Annotated in this window: 14 protein-coding genes and 1 pseudogene; 8 read left to right on the plus strand and 7 right to left on the minus strand. The window is 62.3% G+C overall.

What is annotated here, in order from left to right; all coding sequences use genetic code 11:
- Positions 1 to 35 precede the first annotated feature (35 nt).
- Entirely contained in the window at positions 36 to 863 is an 828-nt protein-coding gene (locus GJB56_RS04275) for a siderophore-interacting protein (protein ID WP_113682982.1), read from the minus strand.
- Between the two features lie 291 nt (positions 864 to 1154).
- On the opposite strand from GJB56_RS04275, the gene nrdH reads away from it, so the two are divergent.
- The 3 genes from nrdH to nrdE all read left to right on the plus strand — a co-directional run bounded on the left by nrdH (position 1155) and on the right by nrdE (position 4088).
- Positions 1155 to 1385, plus strand: coding sequence for a glutaredoxin-like protein NrdH (gene nrdH, locus GJB56_RS04280; protein WP_019747886.1), 231 nt, complete (start codon positions 1155 to 1157; stop codon positions 1383 to 1385).
- An 82-nt stretch (positions 1386 to 1467) separates the two neighbouring features.
- Positions 1468 to 1947 (plus strand): class Ib ribonucleoside-diphosphate reductase assembly flavoprotein NrdI, encoded by a 480-nt coding sequence (nrdI, locus tag GJB56_RS04285; protein ID WP_003944767.1) that lies wholly within the window; start codon positions 1468 to 1470, stop codon positions 1945 to 1947.
- Positions 1905 to 4088, plus strand: a complete 2184-nt coding sequence (gene nrdE / locus GJB56_RS04290) for a class 1b ribonucleoside-diphosphate reductase subunit alpha (RefSeq protein ID WP_003944756.1) — start codon at positions 1905 to 1907, stop codon at positions 4086 to 4088. Before nrdI ends, nrdE begins: the two co-directional genes overlap by 43 nt.
- A 60-nt stretch (positions 4089 to 4148) precedes the next feature.
- On the opposite strand, the gene GJB56_RS04295 is transcribed toward nrdE, so the two are convergent.
- Both GJB56_RS04295 and GJB56_RS04300 read right to left on the minus strand, forming a co-directional pair.
- Complete coding sequence (locus tag GJB56_RS04295; protein ID WP_003944723.1) at positions 4149 to 4361, minus strand: hypothetical protein; 213 nt, start codon at positions 4359 to 4361, stop codon at positions 4149 to 4151.
- 12 nt (positions 4362 to 4373) lie between these two features.
- Positions 4374 to 5291 (minus strand): SPFH domain-containing protein, encoded by a 918-nt coding sequence (locus tag GJB56_RS04300; protein WP_195849583.1) that lies wholly within the window; start codon positions 5289 to 5291, stop codon positions 4374 to 4376.
- Between the two features lie 170 nt (positions 5292 to 5461).
- On the opposite strand from GJB56_RS04300, the gene nrdF reads away from it, so the two are divergent.
- The gene (gene nrdF / locus GJB56_RS04305; RefSeq protein WP_003944744.1) at positions 5462 to 6427 is read left to right on the plus strand and encodes a class 1b ribonucleoside-diphosphate reductase subunit beta; all 966 of its coding nucleotides are present in this window, start codon (positions 5462 to 5464) and stop codon (positions 6425 to 6427) included.
- Between the two features lie 74 nt (positions 6428 to 6501).
- Here nrdF and GJB56_RS04310 read toward each other — a convergent pair whose 3' ends face one another.
- From GJB56_RS04310 to GJB56_RS04320, 3 genes are all read right to left on the minus strand, one after another.
- Positions 6502 to 6975 carry an NUDIX hydrolase gene (locus tag GJB56_RS04310; protein ID WP_029255089.1) on the minus strand — a complete coding sequence of 158 codons (474 nt, stop codon included), beginning with the start codon at positions 6973 to 6975 and terminating at the stop codon, positions 6502 to 6504.
- A gap of 66 nt (positions 6976 to 7041) precedes the next feature.
- On the minus strand, positions 7042 to 8136 hold the full coding sequence (locus GJB56_RS04315) for an iron-siderophore ABC transporter substrate-binding protein (protein ID WP_113682981.1): 1095 nt from the start codon (positions 8134 to 8136) through the stop codon (positions 7042 to 7044).
- Between the two features lie 49 nt (positions 8137 to 8185).
- A complete protein-coding gene (locus GJB56_RS04320) occupies positions 8186 to 9181 on the minus strand; it encodes an ABC transporter substrate-binding protein (protein ID WP_113682980.1) in 996 nt (331 codons plus the stop codon).
- Positions 9182 to 9530: 349 nt separating this feature from the next.
- Between GJB56_RS04320 and ctaD the strand changes: the two genes are divergently transcribed.
- From ctaD to yczE, 4 genes are all read left to right on the plus strand, one after another.
- Entirely contained in the window at positions 9531 to 11321 is a 1791-nt protein-coding gene (gene ctaD, locus GJB56_RS04325) for an aa3-type cytochrome oxidase subunit I (RefSeq protein WP_020907234.1), read from the plus strand.
- A 116-nt stretch (positions 11322 to 11437) separates the two neighbouring features.
- A complete protein-coding gene (gene serB, locus GJB56_RS04330) occupies positions 11438 to 12658 on the plus strand; it encodes a phosphoserine phosphatase SerB (RefSeq protein ID WP_020969288.1) in 1221 nt (406 codons plus the stop codon).
- Positions 12655 to 13422: an aminoacyl-tRNA hydrolase gene (locus tag GJB56_RS04335; protein ID WP_021333089.1), complete on the plus strand. Its 768-nt coding sequence runs from the start codon at positions 12655 to 12657 to the stop codon at positions 13420 to 13422. Before serB ends, GJB56_RS04335 begins: the two co-directional genes overlap by 4 nt.
- Before the next feature lie 37 nt (positions 13423 to 13459).
- Positions 13460 to 14254 carry a membrane protein YczE gene (gene yczE, locus GJB56_RS31315; RefSeq protein WP_326839307.1) on the plus strand — a complete coding sequence of 265 codons (795 nt, stop codon included), beginning with the start codon at positions 13460 to 13462 and terminating at the stop codon, positions 14252 to 14254.
- Here yczE and glgX read toward each other — a convergent pair.
- Positions 14167 to 16209 (minus strand): annotated as a pseudogene (glgX, locus tag GJB56_RS04340) (glycogen debranching protein GlgX); the annotation flags it as partial. The gene yczE and the pseudogene glgX sit on opposite strands and share 88 nt — an antisense overlap.
- Positions 16210 to 16213: the final 4 nt, after the last annotated feature.

The following is a 16213-nucleotide window of genomic DNA, read 5'->3' on the forward strand; positions in this document are numbered from 1 at the left end:
CCCTCACTCGTATGCGAGTCGCGCCCATATGTGCCCTAGAGCCCTTCGCGTTCCATCGCATCGTCGACGGCGTCGCGAACCGCTTCGAAATCCTTGCCGGCCATCATCGCTTCGCCCATCGCGGCGTCGATACGGTCGGCGACGACGGCGTACCGACGCTCCCAGTTCTCCTTGTCCTCCCGCCAGTAACCCATCACGTGCATGCGGGGTGCCGGGATTTCCGATGTTCGACGCAGATGGGCGCGGATGCGTCTGGCGGTCGCTGCCTCGACTGCGCACCAGATGTAGCCCTCGCCGGGAGGCAGGGGAATGGCGGCCAATTCGGCGAACAATGAGTCTGCTTCGTCGATCCATCGGTAGTGAGCGTCGGCGCGCGTCGTGAACGTCTGCTGTTCGCTCGACGCGGGCACCTGTGCAATGACGTGGATAGGTAGACCGTCGGGTGCTTCTTCCAAGATCCGCCCGATCGCAGGCAGTGCGGCGTGATCGGCGACGAGTAGCAGCCAGTCGCACTCTGCCGGCGGCTTGAACCACCCGCTCGCAGTCGAAAGGTGGACGGTCTCGCCCGGTTGCGCATTCTCGGCCCAGAGCGCAGCTCCGCCGTGGCCGTGGAGAACGAAGTCGATCTCCAGTTCGTTCTTCGAGGGTTGCCAGCGCCGGACCGTGTAACTACGGGCGTGAGGGGGATCGAGGGGGAATCTGACGAGCACCCGTTCGTCGGGGCTCCCGCTCGTCTCGAAGTCGCTCAGGCCCGCACCGCCGAAGGTGATTCTGCGCATCTTAGGTGTCACCTGCTGCGTTCTCGTCACGGTGGCCTGGTGGCGCGGAGCCTCGTCCTTCGGGGGTGTTTCCACGACGCTCATGGTAGGTCCGAGTAGTGGTTTTCAGATGCTGTCGGGCCTGCGACCGAAATGTGACGGGCGACACGCCGACGCGCCGGAAGATGTATGCGCTGAACTGGGGCTACCTGGGAATTTCAACGATGTGACTCACAACATCTCGCGTTATGTGTTTCTGTCGGCCACTAGGTGTAGTGTCTTGAGCACTGAGAGACCACAACGCGGAACGCCTCGAGCGAGACTCCGGCAATCGGTCGAATCGGTGCTGAACATCACTACATCGGCCTTTGTTGGCTAAGCGAAAGAGGGACTCTCATGAGCATCACCGTCTACACCAAGCCCGCTTGCGTTCAGTGCAATGCCACCTACCGCGCCCTCGACAAGGCCGGTCTCGAATACAACATCATCGACATCACCGAGGATGCCGAAGCCCGCGACTACGTCATGGCTCTCGGGTACCTCCAGGCGCCCATCGTGGTTGCCGGTGAAGATCACTGGTCGGGTTTCCGTCCCGATCGCATCAAGACCCTGACCGTCGCTGCTTGAAGCGCCGCAGTGTCGGCGGTGGACACCTCCGCCGACACATCTGAGTAGTTCCGGGCACCGTACAAGAAAATGGTGACAACCGATGACTTCGCTGGTCTATTTTTCCAGCGTGTCGGAGAACACCCACCGATTCGTTCAACGTCTCGGCCTGCCTGCGACACGTATACCTATCCATGACCGTGACGGCTCATTTCGTGTAGACGAGCCCTATGTGCTGATTCTGCCCACCTATGGTGGCGGGGTCACCGTGACAGGGCGCGACACCAGTTATGTGCCGAAGCCGGTCATTCGTTTTTTGAACAATCCACACAACAGGTCGTTGATCAGAGCAGTGATCGCGGCGGGAAACACCAATTTCGGTGAGTCCTTTTGCTATGCAGGAAACATCATTTCCCAGAAATGCCACGTTCCTTTTCTGTACCGGTTCGAACTCATGGGCACTGCCGAAGATGTCGACCGAGTACGAGAAGGCTTGGGGGAGTTCTGGAATCATCTCGAAACAGAGAAGGAGCACGGGCAGTGGCGCCAACCATCACTGACACGATCGCGGCAGGAAGCGTAGAGCGTGATGCACGCGGCGGCGATTCCACCAACGGTCTCGACTACCACGCACTCAATGCCATGCTCAACCTGTACGGCGCCAACGGTGAGATCCAGTTCGAGATGGATGTCGCTGCAGCCCGTCAGTACTTCTTGCAGCACGTCAACCAGAACACCGTGTTCTTCCACAATCTGGACGAGAAGCTGGACTACCTCGTCGAGGAAAACTATTACGAGCCCGAGGTTCTCGATCAGTACTCACGTACTTTCGTGAAGTTCCTGATCGATCACGCGTACGCCAAGAAGTTCCGCTTCCCGACGTTCCTGGGTGCATTCAAGTACTACACCTCCTACACGCTCAAGACCTTCGACGGTAAGCGCTACCTCGAGCGTTTCGAAGATCGTGTCTGCATGGTTGCGCTCACCCTGGCCGCAGGCAACGAAGACCTGGCCGTCGAACTCGTCGACGAGATCATCGCCGGACGCTTCCAGCCCGCCACCCCGACGTTCCTGAACTCGGGCAAGAAGCAGCGCGGTGAGCCCGTGTCCTGCTTCCTGCTTCGTATCGAAGACAACATGGAGTCCATCGGTCGCTCCATCAACTCGGCACTGCAGCTGTCCAAGCGTGGTGGCGGAGTTGCCTTGCTGCTCACCAACGTTCGTGAGCACGGCGCACCGATCAAGAAGATCGAGAACCAGAGTTCGGGTGTCATCCCGATCATGAAGCTTCTCGAGGACTCGTTCTCCTACGCCAACCAGTTGGGTGCGCGTCAGGGCGCCGGCGCCGTGTACCTGCATGCGCACCACCCCGACATCTACCGCTTCCTCGACACCAAGCGTGAGAACGCCGACGAGAAGATCCGCATCAAGACGCTCTCTCTCGGCGTCGTGATCCCGGACATCACTTTCGAACTGGCGAAGAAGAACGAGGACATGTACCTGTTCTCGCCGTACGACGTCGAGCGCATCTACGGAGTTCCGTTCTCCGACATCAACGTCTCCGAGAAGTACTACGAGATGGTCGACGACAAGCGAATTCGCAAGTCCAAGATCAAGGCTCGCGAGTTCTTCCAGACCGTCGCCGAATTGCAGTTCGAATCGGGCTACCCCTACATCATGTTCGAGGACACGGTGAACCGGGCAAACCCGATCGAAGGCAAGATCACTCACTCGAACCTGTGCTCGGAGATCCTGCAGGTTTCGACGCCTTCACTGTTCAACGACGACCTGTCCTACTCGAAGGTCGGCAAGGACATCTCCTGCAACCTGGGTTCGCTGAACATCGCGAAGACCATGGACTCGCCCGACTTCGCCAAGACCATCGAAGTGTCGATCCGCGGATTGACGGCAGTGTCCGACCAGACACACATCTACTCGGTGCCGTCGATCGAGCAGGGCAACAACGACTCTCACGCCATCGGCCTCGGTCAGATGAACCTGCACGGATACCTCGCTCGTGAGCGGATCTTCTACGGCAGCGAAGAAGGCATCGACTTCACGAACATCTACTTCTACACCGTGCTGTTCCACGCACTGCGTGCGTCGAACAAGATCGCCATCGAGCGCGGCTCGTACTTCAAGGGTTTCCCGGAGTCGAAGTACGCCTCGGGTGAATTCTTCGACAAGTACACCGACCAGGCCTGGGAGCCGGCAACCGACAAGGTTCGCGGACTCTTCGCCGATGCGAAGCTGCACATCCCCACCCAGGACGACTGGCGTGAGCTGAAGGCTTCGGTTCAGAAGCACGGTATCTACAACCAGAACCTTCAGGCCGTCCCGCCGACCGGCTCGATCTCGTACATCAACTACTCCACCAGCTCCATCCACCCGGTGGCGTCGAAGATCGAGATCCGCAAGGAAGGCAAGATCGGTCGCGTCTACTACCCGGCGCCCTACCTGACCAACGACAACCTGGAGTACTACCAGGATGCCTACGAAATCGGGTACGAGAAGATCGTCGACACCTATGCTGCGGCAACGCAACACGTCGACCAGGGCCTGTCGCTGACGCTGTTCTTCAAGGACACCGCCACCACCCGCGACATCAACAAGGCGCAGATCTACGCGTGGCGTAAGGGCATCAAGACGCTGTACTACATCCGTCTGCGTCAGATGGCACTCGAAGGCACCGAGGTCGAGGGCTGCGTTTCCTGCATGCTGTAAAGGGCTCCGCCCCGTGCGCCTTTTCGGTAGTGGTTACTACCGAAAAGGCGCACAGGGGTATCAGGCCGGCGGACGGCCTGGACCGTGCATCTTGCCGGCATTCTTCGGCATTCGACCGTGCTCGGTGAGTGCGCGCCGAAGAAGAAACTCGATCTGGGCGTTGGTACTTCGGAGATCGTCGGCGGCCCAGCGGGCAAGCGCGTCGTGCACCGCTGGGTCCAACCGAAGCAGGATCTTCTTACGCTCCGATCTCGGAGCTGGATCCGTGGCCATGTGGCCTTTCCTTTACTGGTAGAGCGAACCGGTGTTCAGCACCGGTTGTGCGTCGCGGTCGCCGCACAGCACGACCAGAAGGTTACTGATCATCGTGGCCTTGCGTTCCTCGTCGAGTTCGACGACGTGCTTTTCCTCGAGTTGCTTGAGTGCCATGTCGACCATGGACACCGCACCTTCGACGATTTGCTTGCGGGCGGCGATCACTGCACCCGCTTGCTGGCGCCGAAGCATTGCGCTGGCGATCTCGGGTGCATACGAGAGCCTGTTGATGCGTGTCTCGATAACTTCGACACCCGCCGCACGCACGCGGGCGTGAACCTCCTCCGACAAGGTGGTGGTGATGATATCGGCGTTCTCGCGCAACGAGACTCGGCCTTCGGCGTCGTACGGGTAGCTGCCGGCGATATGGCGGACTGCCGCCTCGGTCTGCACCGAGACGAACTCCTCGTAGTCGTCCACCTGGAATGAGGCGAGCGCTGTGTCGGCAACTTGCCAGACGACCACCGCCGAGATCTCGATGGGATTTCCGTCGGCGTCGTTCACTTTCGCCTGACCGGTCTCGTGGTTTCGGATGCGCGTCGAGATCGATCGACGGACCGTCAGCGGATTTGTCCATCGCAGGCCCGGCGTGCGCAGGGTGCCGCTGTACGAGCTTCCCAGGAGTTGAAGGACTCGGGCTTGATTCGGTTGCACCAAGGTCAGGCCCATCAGCAGGGGGAGTGACGCGATGAACAGCACCACACCGACCGGAATCAGGGCGAAGAGTCCCAGAACTCCGCCAACGACGGACAGCGCGATTCCGGCCAGGAAGAGAAGTACGCCGCCGAGGAGCATCCAGCTGCCGGACAGGTCCCAGCCTGGGCGTTCGGCGATCGTTGCGGTGGCGACTCCGGTCGGTTTCTCGGCCACGGTGGGTGTGCTGGTCATGCGGGACTCGCTTTCCATCGGTAAGTGATATTTAATTGATATCACATTTTTTGTACTCGTGGAGGGGCGCGTGCGACACATGTTGTTGTGTTGGCATCGCGGACCCGACACAACGGGTAGTGTTCAGGCAAGCCAACATTCGGCAGTATCTCTCTCGCTAGGTAGGAATTATGGTCAAGCTGGTCAGTCGCGTTTCCGCCATCAACTGGAATCGCGTCCAGGACGAGAAGGACGCCGAGGTATGGGATCGCCTCGTCAGCAACTTCTGGCTGCCCGAAAAGGTGCCGGTCTCCAACGACATCCCGTCCTGGGGAACGCTGACCGCGCAGGAGCAGCAGCTCACCATGCGCGTCTTCACGGGCCTGACGCTGCTCGACACCATCCAGGGAACGGTCGGCGCCGTCAGCCTCATCCCGGATGCGATCACTCCCCACGAAGAAGCGGTGTACACCAACATCGCCTTCATGGAATCGGTGCACGCGAAGAGTTACAGCTCGATCTTCTCGACGCTGTGCTCCACCCCGGACATCGACGACGCGTTCCGCTGGTCGGAGGAGAACCCCAACCTGCAGCGCAAGGCGCAGATCGTTCTCGACTACTACAACGGCGAGTCGCCGCTCAAGCGCAAGGTCGCCTCGACGCTCCTCGAGAGCTTCCTCTTCTACTCCGGCTTCTACCTGCCGATGTACTGGTCCTCGCGAGCCAAGCTCACCAACACCGCAGACCTCATCCGCCTCATCATCCGCGACGAGGCCGTGCACGGGTACTACATCGGCTACAAGTACCAGAAGGGCCTCGAACAGCTCACCGAGGCCGAGCGTGAAGAGCTCAAGAACTACACGTTCGAGCTGCTCTTCGAGCTCTACGAGAACGAGGTCGACTACACGCAGGACCTCTACGACGGCGTCGGCCTGACCGAGGATGTCAAGAAGTTCCTGCGCTACAACGCCAACAAGGCGCTCAACAATCTCGGCTACGAAGGCCTCTTCCCGAAGGACGAGACGGACGTCAATCCGGCTATCCTGTCGGCACTTTCACCGAATGCGGACGAGAATCACGACTTCTTCTCCGGCTCGGGAAGCTCCTACGTCATCGGCAAAGCCGTCAACACCGAAGACGACGACTGGGATTTCTAGAGCGACCTGCACCCAACGAAGCCCGACTCCTGCACACGCGGGAATCGGGCTTCGGTCGTCGATGGGGGAGTGGGTCAGCGCAGAAACCACGCTTCCGGCTTGTCCAGCAATGCTTTTGCGAGGCGCAGACGCGAGGTTTCCGTCATGTCCGAAGGCAATCCGCTCGGCGCGAACCACGCGACCTCGAGGTTTTCGTCGTCCGCCACGTGTGCATCTCCGCCGGTCCACCTGGCCAGGAAGCAGACGTCGAGGTACTGAGTCACGTCACCATTGGGGTACGTAATGGGTTCTGTGACATCGACACTCGTGATCCGAATCAATTCGGCGTCGACGCCGGTTTCTTCCTTCGCCTCCCGCACCGCCGCCGCCGACGGTTCCTCTCCGGGCTCGAGAACGCCGGACACGACGGCCCACTGACCGTTGTCGGCGCGGCGGGTGAGCAGGACCCGGCCGTCGTCGTCGCGGATCACGACGCTCACGCCGGACAGCCAGAGCGGCGCATGACCGACCTTCTCGCGCAAAGCGACAATGAATTCCGGGATCGGCATGATCAGAACCCGACCGTCACAGTTGTGGCGAGCCGCCTCGAATGTGGGAGTAGTGGTTCGTTCCAGTCAGCTCGCATATCCGTTCAAGGTTCCCTTCAAGTCCGCCAATACGGCACGGGCGGCAGTCATCCCGTTTCCGTTCCAGATTTCGTCTTCAGCGACGAACACACGCCGGTCGGTGGCGGCGGCGAGGTCCTGCCACTGGTCGCTCTTCATGATCTCGGTGCCGTAGGTACGGCCGTTCGGCCCGCCGAAGAGTACGTAGATCAAGTCACCTTCGGCGGCGCTGAGATCGTCGGCCGGAATCGGTGCTGTGGTCGCATCGGTCAATCGCTGCGCCGGTGGGCGCCGGACGCCGACGTCGCTGAGGATCTGTCCGGCGAAGGATGCGGGACCCTCGATCTGCAGGTCCTTCGAACCGAACCGAACCACTGATGCCTGCGTCTGTGATGCATTCAATGCGTCGCCGAGCTGCACGACGTCCTGCTGGTAGCGGTCCAGCTCCGTCGCAGCCGCGGACGAACGGCCAAGTGCCTGGCCGGCGAGGGCGAACTGCGCTTTCCAGTACACGGGATCCGAGCCGGCGAACACGGTGGGGGCAATGGCGTCGAGTTGCCCGTACAAACCGTCGGACGCCGGACTGGACCCGAGGATCAAGTCCGGCGCGGCGGCCTTCACGGCGTTGACGTCGGGTGCGCTCACGGGGCCGACGCTCGGAATCTCCGAGATGCCGAAACCGAGGTACGACGGTTGAGGCGAGTCGACACCGGTCGCGGCGCCCACTACCCGCTCCCACAGACCGAGGGCGCACACGGCGTCCATCGAGACGCTGTCGAGGACCACGATCCGTTGGGGATCGGAAGGAACCTCGGTTTCGCCCGCAGTGTGTACGACTCGACGCTTCACCCCGGGGCCCGCTCCCGGGTCGGCTTGCGTCGGCGTCGGGCACGCGGTGGCGGTGTCGCGTTCGATACCCATCACGCCGGCACCGGCGATCGACGTAGTGGTCCGGACGATGGTGCTCGCGGGATCGTCCGACGAGTCGGACGAGCAACCACCGAGGACGAGCATCGTGGCGGCGATCCCCAGGATCGAGACACGACGAATGGACGTGCGGGCGGTCGTGCGTGAGAGAACAGACGTGCGTGAGAGAACAGACAAGTCGACGGCTTCCTGTGTGAGCGGGCGCCGTTCAGGTTAGCTGTTCGACTCAGCTGTTCTGCTTGTCCACCTCGAACGTGTCCGAGAGGTCGTCGAGGATCATGTGGGCGCCCTGGATGCTGACCGGCGACATCCAACGTGAATCGTCCACGTCGACCTTGCGTCCTCGAAGGGTCTGCCACAGCGGGCTCTCGAGGAACGGCTTCGCAGCTGCGGCGCTCTTGCCCTCGGCGTCTTGCCAGGTGCTGATGAAGATGACGTCCGCGTCGGCTTCGTTGATCAGCTCGGGGCTGATCTTCATCATGATGTTTCCGGCATCGGCGGGGTCAGGTCCCTGGTTGTCCGGGCGCTTCAATCCGGCGTCCTGAAGGACGATGCCGCTGAACGAGGTGGTGCGGTAGAGGCGTGCCGTCGGTTCACCGGCGAATCGGACTACCGAGATGACCGGGTTGTTCGCCTTCTCGTTGATTTCCTTGCCGACGGTGGCTGCGCGGGTTTCGTACTCGGTGATCTTCGCCTCGGCCAGTGACTCCTTGCCCAGCGCTTGACCGACCAGGCGGATGTTGTCCTTCCACGTCGGGCCGGTCGTCTGAGTGAAGACGGTGGGTGCGATCGCGGACAGTTGTTCGTAGTTCTTCCCGTCGCGGACCTCGGCGGAGATGATGAGGTCTGGCTGCAGTGCGGCGATCTTCTCGAGGCTTGCACTGCTGACCGTGCCGACCGAGACGGCGTCCGCGGCGAATTCCTCCCGCGAGGATCCGAGGTAGTCGGGAAGACCGGGCTCGCGGTAGTCGACGTAGCCGACGAGCGGGGATTCGAGGAGAAGGACGGCGTCGGTGAAGCTGTTGTCGAGCGCGACGATCCGCTGGGGTGCTGCCGGGATTTCGGTGCTTCCACGGAAGTGTTCGATCGTGCGGGGGAATGCGCCCGACTCGGTCGAGGTGGTGGTTGCAGCGGGCTCGTCGTTACTCGAGCAGGCTGGAACGACCAAGGCGATCGAGGCTGCGACGGCTACCAGCGCGGCGCGGCGGGGAAAGAATTTCACTGAATACTCCTGAGGTGAGTTAGGCGAGGGTGACCTTATCAGTCGAGGAGATGGCCGAAAACGGACACCGGCCGAATTCTTCGACGGGTACGACACGCCGATTCGGATGTGGGTTCGGACTCCCGAGGGAACATAAACCGCAGGTCGTTCGTTTGGTGCCCCCAAAAACGGATGCTCGAGTACGACGCAGAGTAGGACCGGGTCGCGGTGCCTCGGAGTCACGGTCTACGATTCGATGAGCGCAAGCCAGAAGCCGTTGTCCGCAGCCCGGGCGACGGACCCTGCGGGCGCAACCAAGGGCTCTTTGACGGAGTCTGCGGAGCGACCAAAGGCACATTCAGGAGGATCAGTGACTGCCGTAGCGCCCCAGCCAGTCCCCACGATAGCGCCGGCCAGGCCTTACCCGCCGCGGCAGGGACCCAAGGGCTCATTCATTTTCAAGATGATCACGACCACCGATCCCAAGGTGCTCGGAATCATGTACCTGGCGACTTCCATCGCCTTCTTCCTCATCGGTGGCCTCATGGCACTGATGATGCGTGCCGAACTTGCTGTACCCGGCATGCAGTTCCTTTCCAACGAACAGTTCAACCAGCTGTTCACCATGCACGGCACGATCATGCTGCTGCTGTACGCGACCCCGATCGTCTTCGGCTTCGCGAACTACATTCTTCCGCTCCAGATCGGTGCACCTGACGTCGCGTTCCCGCGTCTGAACGCGTTCAGCTACTGGCTGTACCTGTTCGGCGCGATCATCACGACGGCCGGATTCGTCACGCCCGGTGGCGCAGCAGACTTCGGTTGGACGGCATACACGCCGCTGACCAGCGCGCTGCACAGCCCCGGCGTCGGCGCCGACCTGTGGGTCTTGGGTCTGGCTGTCGCCGGCCTCGGCACCATCCTCGGTGGCGTCAACATGGTCACCACCGTGATTTGCCTGCGCGCACCCGGTATGACCATGTTCCGCATGCCGATCTTCACCTGGAACATCTTCATCACCAGCATCCTGATCCTGCTGGCGTTCCCGCTGCTGACCGCTGCATTCATGGGCCTGTTCGTCGACCGCCATCTCGGTGGGCACATCTTCGACCCGGCAACGGGCGGTGTGCTCCTGTGGCAGCACCTGTTCTGGTTCTTCGGGCACCCCGAGGTGTACATCATCGCGCTGCCGTTCTTCGGCATCGTCTCGGAGATCTTCCCGGTCTTCAGCCGTAAGCCGATCTTCGGCTACAGCGGCCTGGTGTATGCAACGTTGGCCATCGCCGCTCTGTCGATCGCTGTGTGGGCTCACCACATGTACGCGACCGGCGCTGTTCTCCTGCCGTACTTCTCGTTCATGACGTTCCTGATCGCAGTGCCGACAGGTGTGAAGATCTTCAACTGGATCGGCACGATGTGGAAGGGGCAATTGACCTTCGAATCGCCGATGCTGTTCTCGATCGGCTTCCTGATCACCTTCCTCTTCGGTGGTCTGTCGGGCGTCATCCTCGCGAGCCCGCCGCTCGACTTCCACGTCACGGACAGCTACTTCGTCGTCGCCCACTTCCACTACGTGGTCTTCGGTACGGTCGTGTTCGCCACGTACGCCGGTATCTACTTCTGGTTCCCGAAGATGACTGGCCGCATGATGGACGAGCGCCTCGGCAAGTGGCACTTCTGGACCACGTTCGTCGGCTTCCACGGCACGTTCCTCGTCCAGCACTGGCTCGGTGCCGAAGGTATGCCGCGTCGTTACGCCGACTACCTGCCCTCGGACGGGTTCACGGTTCTGAACTCGGTGTCCACGATCTTCGCGTTCGTACTCGGTGCCTCGACGCTCCCGTTCATCTGGAACGTCTTCAAGAGTTACCGCTACGGCGAAGTGGTCACCGTCGACGATCCGTGGGGCTACGGAAACTCGCTCGAGTGGGCGACAACTTGCCCGCCGCCGCGTCACAACTTCACCGAGTTGCCGCGCATCCGCAGCGAGCGTCCGGCCTTCGAGCTGCACTACCCGCACATGGTGGAGCGGATGCGCGCAGAAGCGCACGTCGGCCCCGGTCACGGTGGGAAGAACGCCAGCACCGTGCTCGAAGATGCTCGTCACGAGCCGCTCACAGTCGGGGACGAAGGCGACCCCGGCACCGACAGCCGCTCCTGAGCGAAGTAACACACTGAAGTAATCAGCGAAGGCCCCGCCCGAGTAACGGGTGGGGCCTTTCGCTTGGCACAATAGTGACGATCAAGACGCGAACGAAGAAACGATCGGAGTTTTCGGTGGGTGCCTCTGACACCACTGTTCTGGTGACTGTGACCGGGCCGGACCGCCCTGGCGTCACCTCGGTACTGTTCGCGGCGCTGTCGCGGCACGATGTGCGTCTGCTCGACGTGGAGCAGGTGGTGATTCGAGGTCGACTGACACTCGGCGTCATGGTGGCCTGCCCGAACGATCCCGAAGCCCTTCAGGAAGAGCTCGAACAGGCGATGGCGACGGTCGGAATGAACGTCGACATCGAAATCGGTGCCGATCCAGGTCGACCTGCAGTGTCCACTCACGCGGTCGTTGTTCTCGGCAGCCCCGTCAATGCCCGCGCAATGCGCTCGGTAGCACGCGAACTCGCGAAGCAGGGCGCCAACATCGACTCCATCCGTGGTGTCGCCGACTATCCGGTCACCGGCCTCGAACTCAGCGTCAGCGCAGCCGATACTGTCGACGGCGACGCGAAGCTGCGTACCGGACTCGCCGAGGTCGCCGCTCTCGAAAACGTCGACATCGCAGTCGAGCGCGCAGGACTGGCTCGCCGGGCCAAGCGTCTGATCGTGTTCGACGTGGACTCGACGCTCGTACAGGGCGAGGTCATCGAGATGCTCGCCGCGAAGGCCGGCGTCGAGGACGAGGTCCGCGCCGTCACCGAAGCTGCGATGCGCGGCGAGATCGACTTCACCGAATCACTGCACCAGCGTGTGGCGACACTCGCCGGTCTCGACGCGTCCGTCATCGACGAGGTGGCAGAGAGCATCGAACTGACGCCGGGGGCGCGCACCACGATTCGCACCCTGCGTCGCCTCGGATTCCACTGCGGCGTGGTGTCCGGCGGTTTCCGCCAGGTCATCGAAGGCCTCGCACACGAACTCGAACTGGACTTCGTGCACGCCAACACCCTCGAGATCGTCGACGGCAAGCTGACCGGACGTGTGATCGGTGAAATCGTCGACCGCGCCGCGAAGGCCGTTGCGCTGCGCAAGTTCGCCGATCAGGTCGGTGTGCCGATGGAACAGACTGTCGCCGTCGGTGACGGTGCCAACGACATCGACATGCTCAACGCCGCGGGACTGGGTGTGGCGTTCAACGCCAAGCCCGCGTTGCGGGAGGTCGCGGACGCGGCTTTGTCGCATCCCTTCCTCGATGCTGTGCTGTTCATTCTCGGTGTGACCCGCGACGAGGTCGAGGCTGCGGACGCCGTCGACGGTGGCGTACGACGCGTACCGATTCCATGAGTTCCGATCCAGCAGTCAGTTCCGATCCCGATTCTCGCTGGCGCGAGCGCCACGCGGTGTTGGCCGCTGGGTACGGTGGGCGAGACGATCCCGCGGATCCGGCACTGGTGTTGGCGATGCCGATCATTCTCCACATCCCGAAGGCAGACCCGCCGAAGCGCACTGCACTGCTCGAGGCTGCCGCAACGGCGGCAGTGGCGCTGTGCCTGGACGAACGCGTCGGGTTCACCGAAGACGGGGAGCCCGGCCCGTGGCACGAGGACTATTCGGCGTGGGTGGGTGCCCGGATCCGGAAAGTGTCTCGCCGAGCGCGTGGAGCCCAGTGGCTCGCCGCGCAAGAGGTACCGGGAATCACCGTCGACGTGGATGGTGCCCAGGCGCGGGCTCTGGTTCCCGGGCCGGTCGGAGAACTGGACCCGCGAATCAAGAAGTTGCAGATCGGTGGCACCGACCTGGAGCACGACGAGCCTGGCCAGCCCGAGCCCGGTCTTCCGGTGCTGTGGATCGACTCGGAGCTCGAGATGACGGTAGGCAAGGCGTCGGCACAGGTAGGGCATGCCTCGATGTTGTTGGCAGCGGCCATGTCCGAGAAACAGTGCTGGGCATGGGCGCAGAACGACTTTCGTTGCTCGGTACGCGACGCAAGTTCGAAACAGTGGGCCGAGGCAGTAGATCGATTGAAGCGGTCGGAGGCTGTCGCGGTTCGCGACGCAGGGTTCACGGAAGTGGCACCAGGCTCCATGACAGTCATCGCGGTTCCGTAGAGACCTAACCGACCAGTCCAGTATCGACAACTTGGCTATGGATGAACAGTCCAGTGGCCTTCAAGATAGTCGAGTGTTGATACGGAGATTCGCCTCGCTGTTCGTTGGTCTGTGGTTGTACGGCTTCTCGATGGCCATGATGATCACAGCCGGCCTCGGACTGGACCCCTGGGATGTGTTCCATCAGGGCGTGGCCGAGCATGTTTCGCTGAGTTTCGGCGTGATCACTGCGATTACCGGTGCGGTGGTACTGCTGCTCTGGATTCCGATCCGTCAGCGGCCAGGGTTCGGCACGGTCGCCAATGTCGTGGTCATTGCAATCTCGGTGGATACTTCACTGGCCTTCTTGCCGGTCTTTGATTCCGTGCCAGTTCGCGCCGCGATCATGGTCGCGGGAATCCTCCTCAACGGACTGGCCAGCGTTCTCTACATCGGGGCAGGCATGGGGCCGGGTCCCCGCGACGGGTTGATGACAGGACTGGTGGCGCGCACCGGCTTGTCGGTCAGGCTCGTGCGTACCAGCATCGAAATCGCGGTCCTCGCTACCGGATGGCTCCTCGGTGGAACGGTTGGCGTCGGAACAGTGTTGTACGCCTTCGGGATCGGGCCGACCATTCAATTACTGATCAAGGTGCTGCCGGATTCCATGACAGCAGCGGTTACCGGCGGACGTGTCACGGAACGTAAGGCCAAGACCGTGGGTCCGGTCAATGAGATCTCCGTGCCGACGGGAACTTCGGCCGTGGAGGCAGGTTCGCCGGTCGGTGACGCCGAATCGAACGATGCAGTCAATGTGCCGTCGAACCATTCCGGAGTGCCGACGGTGACCTGAACCGGTCCACCGGAATGCAGGATCAGGAGCCAACTGTCGTCACCGAGTGGGCGCCCGGTCCGAGTGTGAGACCGAACGTCGGCTCCGTCGATCCAGGCCTGCAGCGTTCGGTGACTCTCGTCGTACCATGCGGTGTCGTCGAACTCGACGCCGGCAGCGTCGAACCAGACGAGGTCCGGGTGCTCCAGTCTTCTTCTGCCTTCGAAGAATTCGGGCTGACGCAACGCCGGTGCCGCTCGGCGTAATCCGAACGCTCGGGAGACGAACTGCACCAACGACTGATCGGCCGCCGTCCAGTCCAGGGCCCACGAATCGGCTGGGGAGGCAAGTGTGGGAACACAATACGCGTTGTTGTTTCCGCCGAGACTGTGGCCGAACTCGTCTCCGGCGGTGAGCATCGGTGTGCCTGTCGACAGCACGAGCGTGGCCAGTAGCGCCCGTACATGACGTGCCCTGGCGTCCTGAATCTCGGGATCGGTGCTCGGGCCTTCGATTCCGTGGTTGAACGAATCGTTGTGATCGGCGCCGTCACGATTGTCTTCACCGTTGGCTTCGTTGTGCTTGTGGTTGTACGCGACCAGATCGGCGGCGGTGAACCCGTCGTGCGCTGTGACGAAGTTGATCGACGCCCATGGGCGACGGCCGCTGCCGGCAAAGATGTCCTCGGACCCGGCGAGGCGCGACGCGACCTTCCGGACGCTGGAGCCGCCGTTCCAGAACTGGCGAATAGTGCTGCGGTACTTGTCGTTCCATTCCGACCATTGGAGTCCGAAGTTTCCGACCTGGTAACCGTCGGCAGTGGCATCCCACGGTTCGGCGATGAGCTTGCACCGGGTCAGTACCGGATCGGAGGAGATGGCCGACAAGATGGACGCCCGCTGGTCGAAGCCGCCGCCGCGCGGCCTACCCAACGCGCTCGCGAGATCGAATCGGAAGCCGTCGACACCCATTTCGGTGGCCCAGTAGCGGAGGCTGTCGGTGATCATGCGGACGGCGATGGGGGAGCAGGCGTCGACCGTGTTGCCGCACCCGGTCAGGTCGATGTCGCGGCCGTCGCCGTCGAGAAGGTAGTAGCCGGGGCCGTCCAAACCTCGCCAGCTGACGCTGATTCCGTCGACACTCTGCTCGCAGGTGTGGTTGTAGACGACGTCGAGGATGACCTCGATGCCTGCCGCGTGTAGTGCGTCGACCATGATCCGGAACTCGGTGACTTCGCCGCCCGGAGTTGCCGCGTATCCGGGATGCGGGGCGAAGTACGACGCCGTCGAGTATCCCCAGTGGTTGCGCATCCCTCGCTCGCGGACGCTCTGTTCGGTCAGAAACGCCTGTACGGGAAGCAGTTCCACGGCGGTGACGCCGAGTGAGACGAGGTGATCGATCACGGCCGGTGCCGTCAGGCCGAGGTACGTTCCGCGGTGGGCGGCGGGTACTCCTGGATGACTGGCGGTGTACGCGCCCACATGCAGTTCGTAGATCACGCTTTCCTCCCACGGCGTCTCGAGGCGGGCTCCGGCGGGCACGAGGCCGGGAGTCACCACGGACAGCGGCACGTGGCCGAGCGAGTCGAGGGTAGACGGGTCGCCGAAAGGATCGTCGGCGTACGACAGGAGGGCACGGTGGTCACCGAGTTCCCCCTCGATGCGGCACGCCCACGGATCGATGAGCAGCTTGTGTGGGTTCAGTCTCAGTCCGGCGCGCGGATTCCACGGGCCGCTTGCCCGAATTCCGTATCGCTGCCCCGCACCGATCCCGGCGATGATCCCGTGCCAGATTCCGTACGTGTGTTGCCGGAGTTCGACGCGATCTTCGTTTCCGTCCTGGTCGATCAGGCAGATCTGGACGCTCGACGCAGCTGGTGCGTGGACCGCGAACTGGGTTCCGGAGTCCACGATGTTGGCGCCGAGTGGGAACGGAGACCCGGGCGTCGGGGTGCGAGTTTCGATGAGAGGCGACACGCAA

The organism is Rhodococcus sp. AQ5-07, assembly GCF_009707305.1.
In the GTDB taxonomy this organism is placed as follows: Bacteria; Actinomycetota; Actinomycetes; order Mycobacteriales; family Mycobacteriaceae; genus Rhodococcus_F; species Rhodococcus_F erythropolis.

Excerpts from the sequence above, each read along its gene's own strand:
- GJB56_RS04275 (WP_113682982.1), bottom strand. The coding sequence starts at position 863 with ATGAGCGTCGTGGAAACACCCCCGAAGGACGAGGCTCCGCGCCACCAG.
- nrdH (WP_019747886.1), top strand. The coding sequence starts at position 1,155 with ATGAGCATCACCGTCTACACCAAGCCCGCTTGCGTTCAGTGCAATGCC.
- nrdI (WP_003944767.1), top strand. The coding sequence starts at position 1,468 with ATGACTTCGCTGGTCTATTTTTCCAGCGTGTCGGAGAACACCCACCGA.
- GJB56_RS04295 (WP_003944723.1), bottom strand. The coding sequence starts at position 4,361 with ATGGCCACGGATCCAGCTCCGAGATCGGAGCGTAAGAAGATCCTGCTT.
- GJB56_RS04300 (WP_195849583.1), bottom strand. The coding sequence starts at position 5,291 with ATGACCAGCACACCCACCGTGGCCGAGAAACCGACCGGAGTCGCCACC.
- nrdF (WP_003944744.1), top strand. The coding sequence starts at position 5,462 with ATGGTCAAGCTGGTCAGTCGCGTTTCCGCCATCAACTGGAATCGCGTC.
- GJB56_RS04310 (WP_029255089.1), bottom strand. The coding sequence starts at position 6,975 with ATGCCGATCCCGGAATTCATTGTCGCTTTGCGCGAGAAGGTCGGTCAT.
- GJB56_RS04335 (WP_021333089.1), top strand. The coding sequence starts at position 12,655 with ATGAGTTCCGATCCAGCAGTCAGTTCCGATCCCGATTCTCGCTGGCGC.
- yczE (WP_326839307.1), top strand. The coding sequence starts at position 13,460 with ATGGATGAACAGTCCAGTGGCCTTCAAGATAGTCGAGTGTTGATACGG.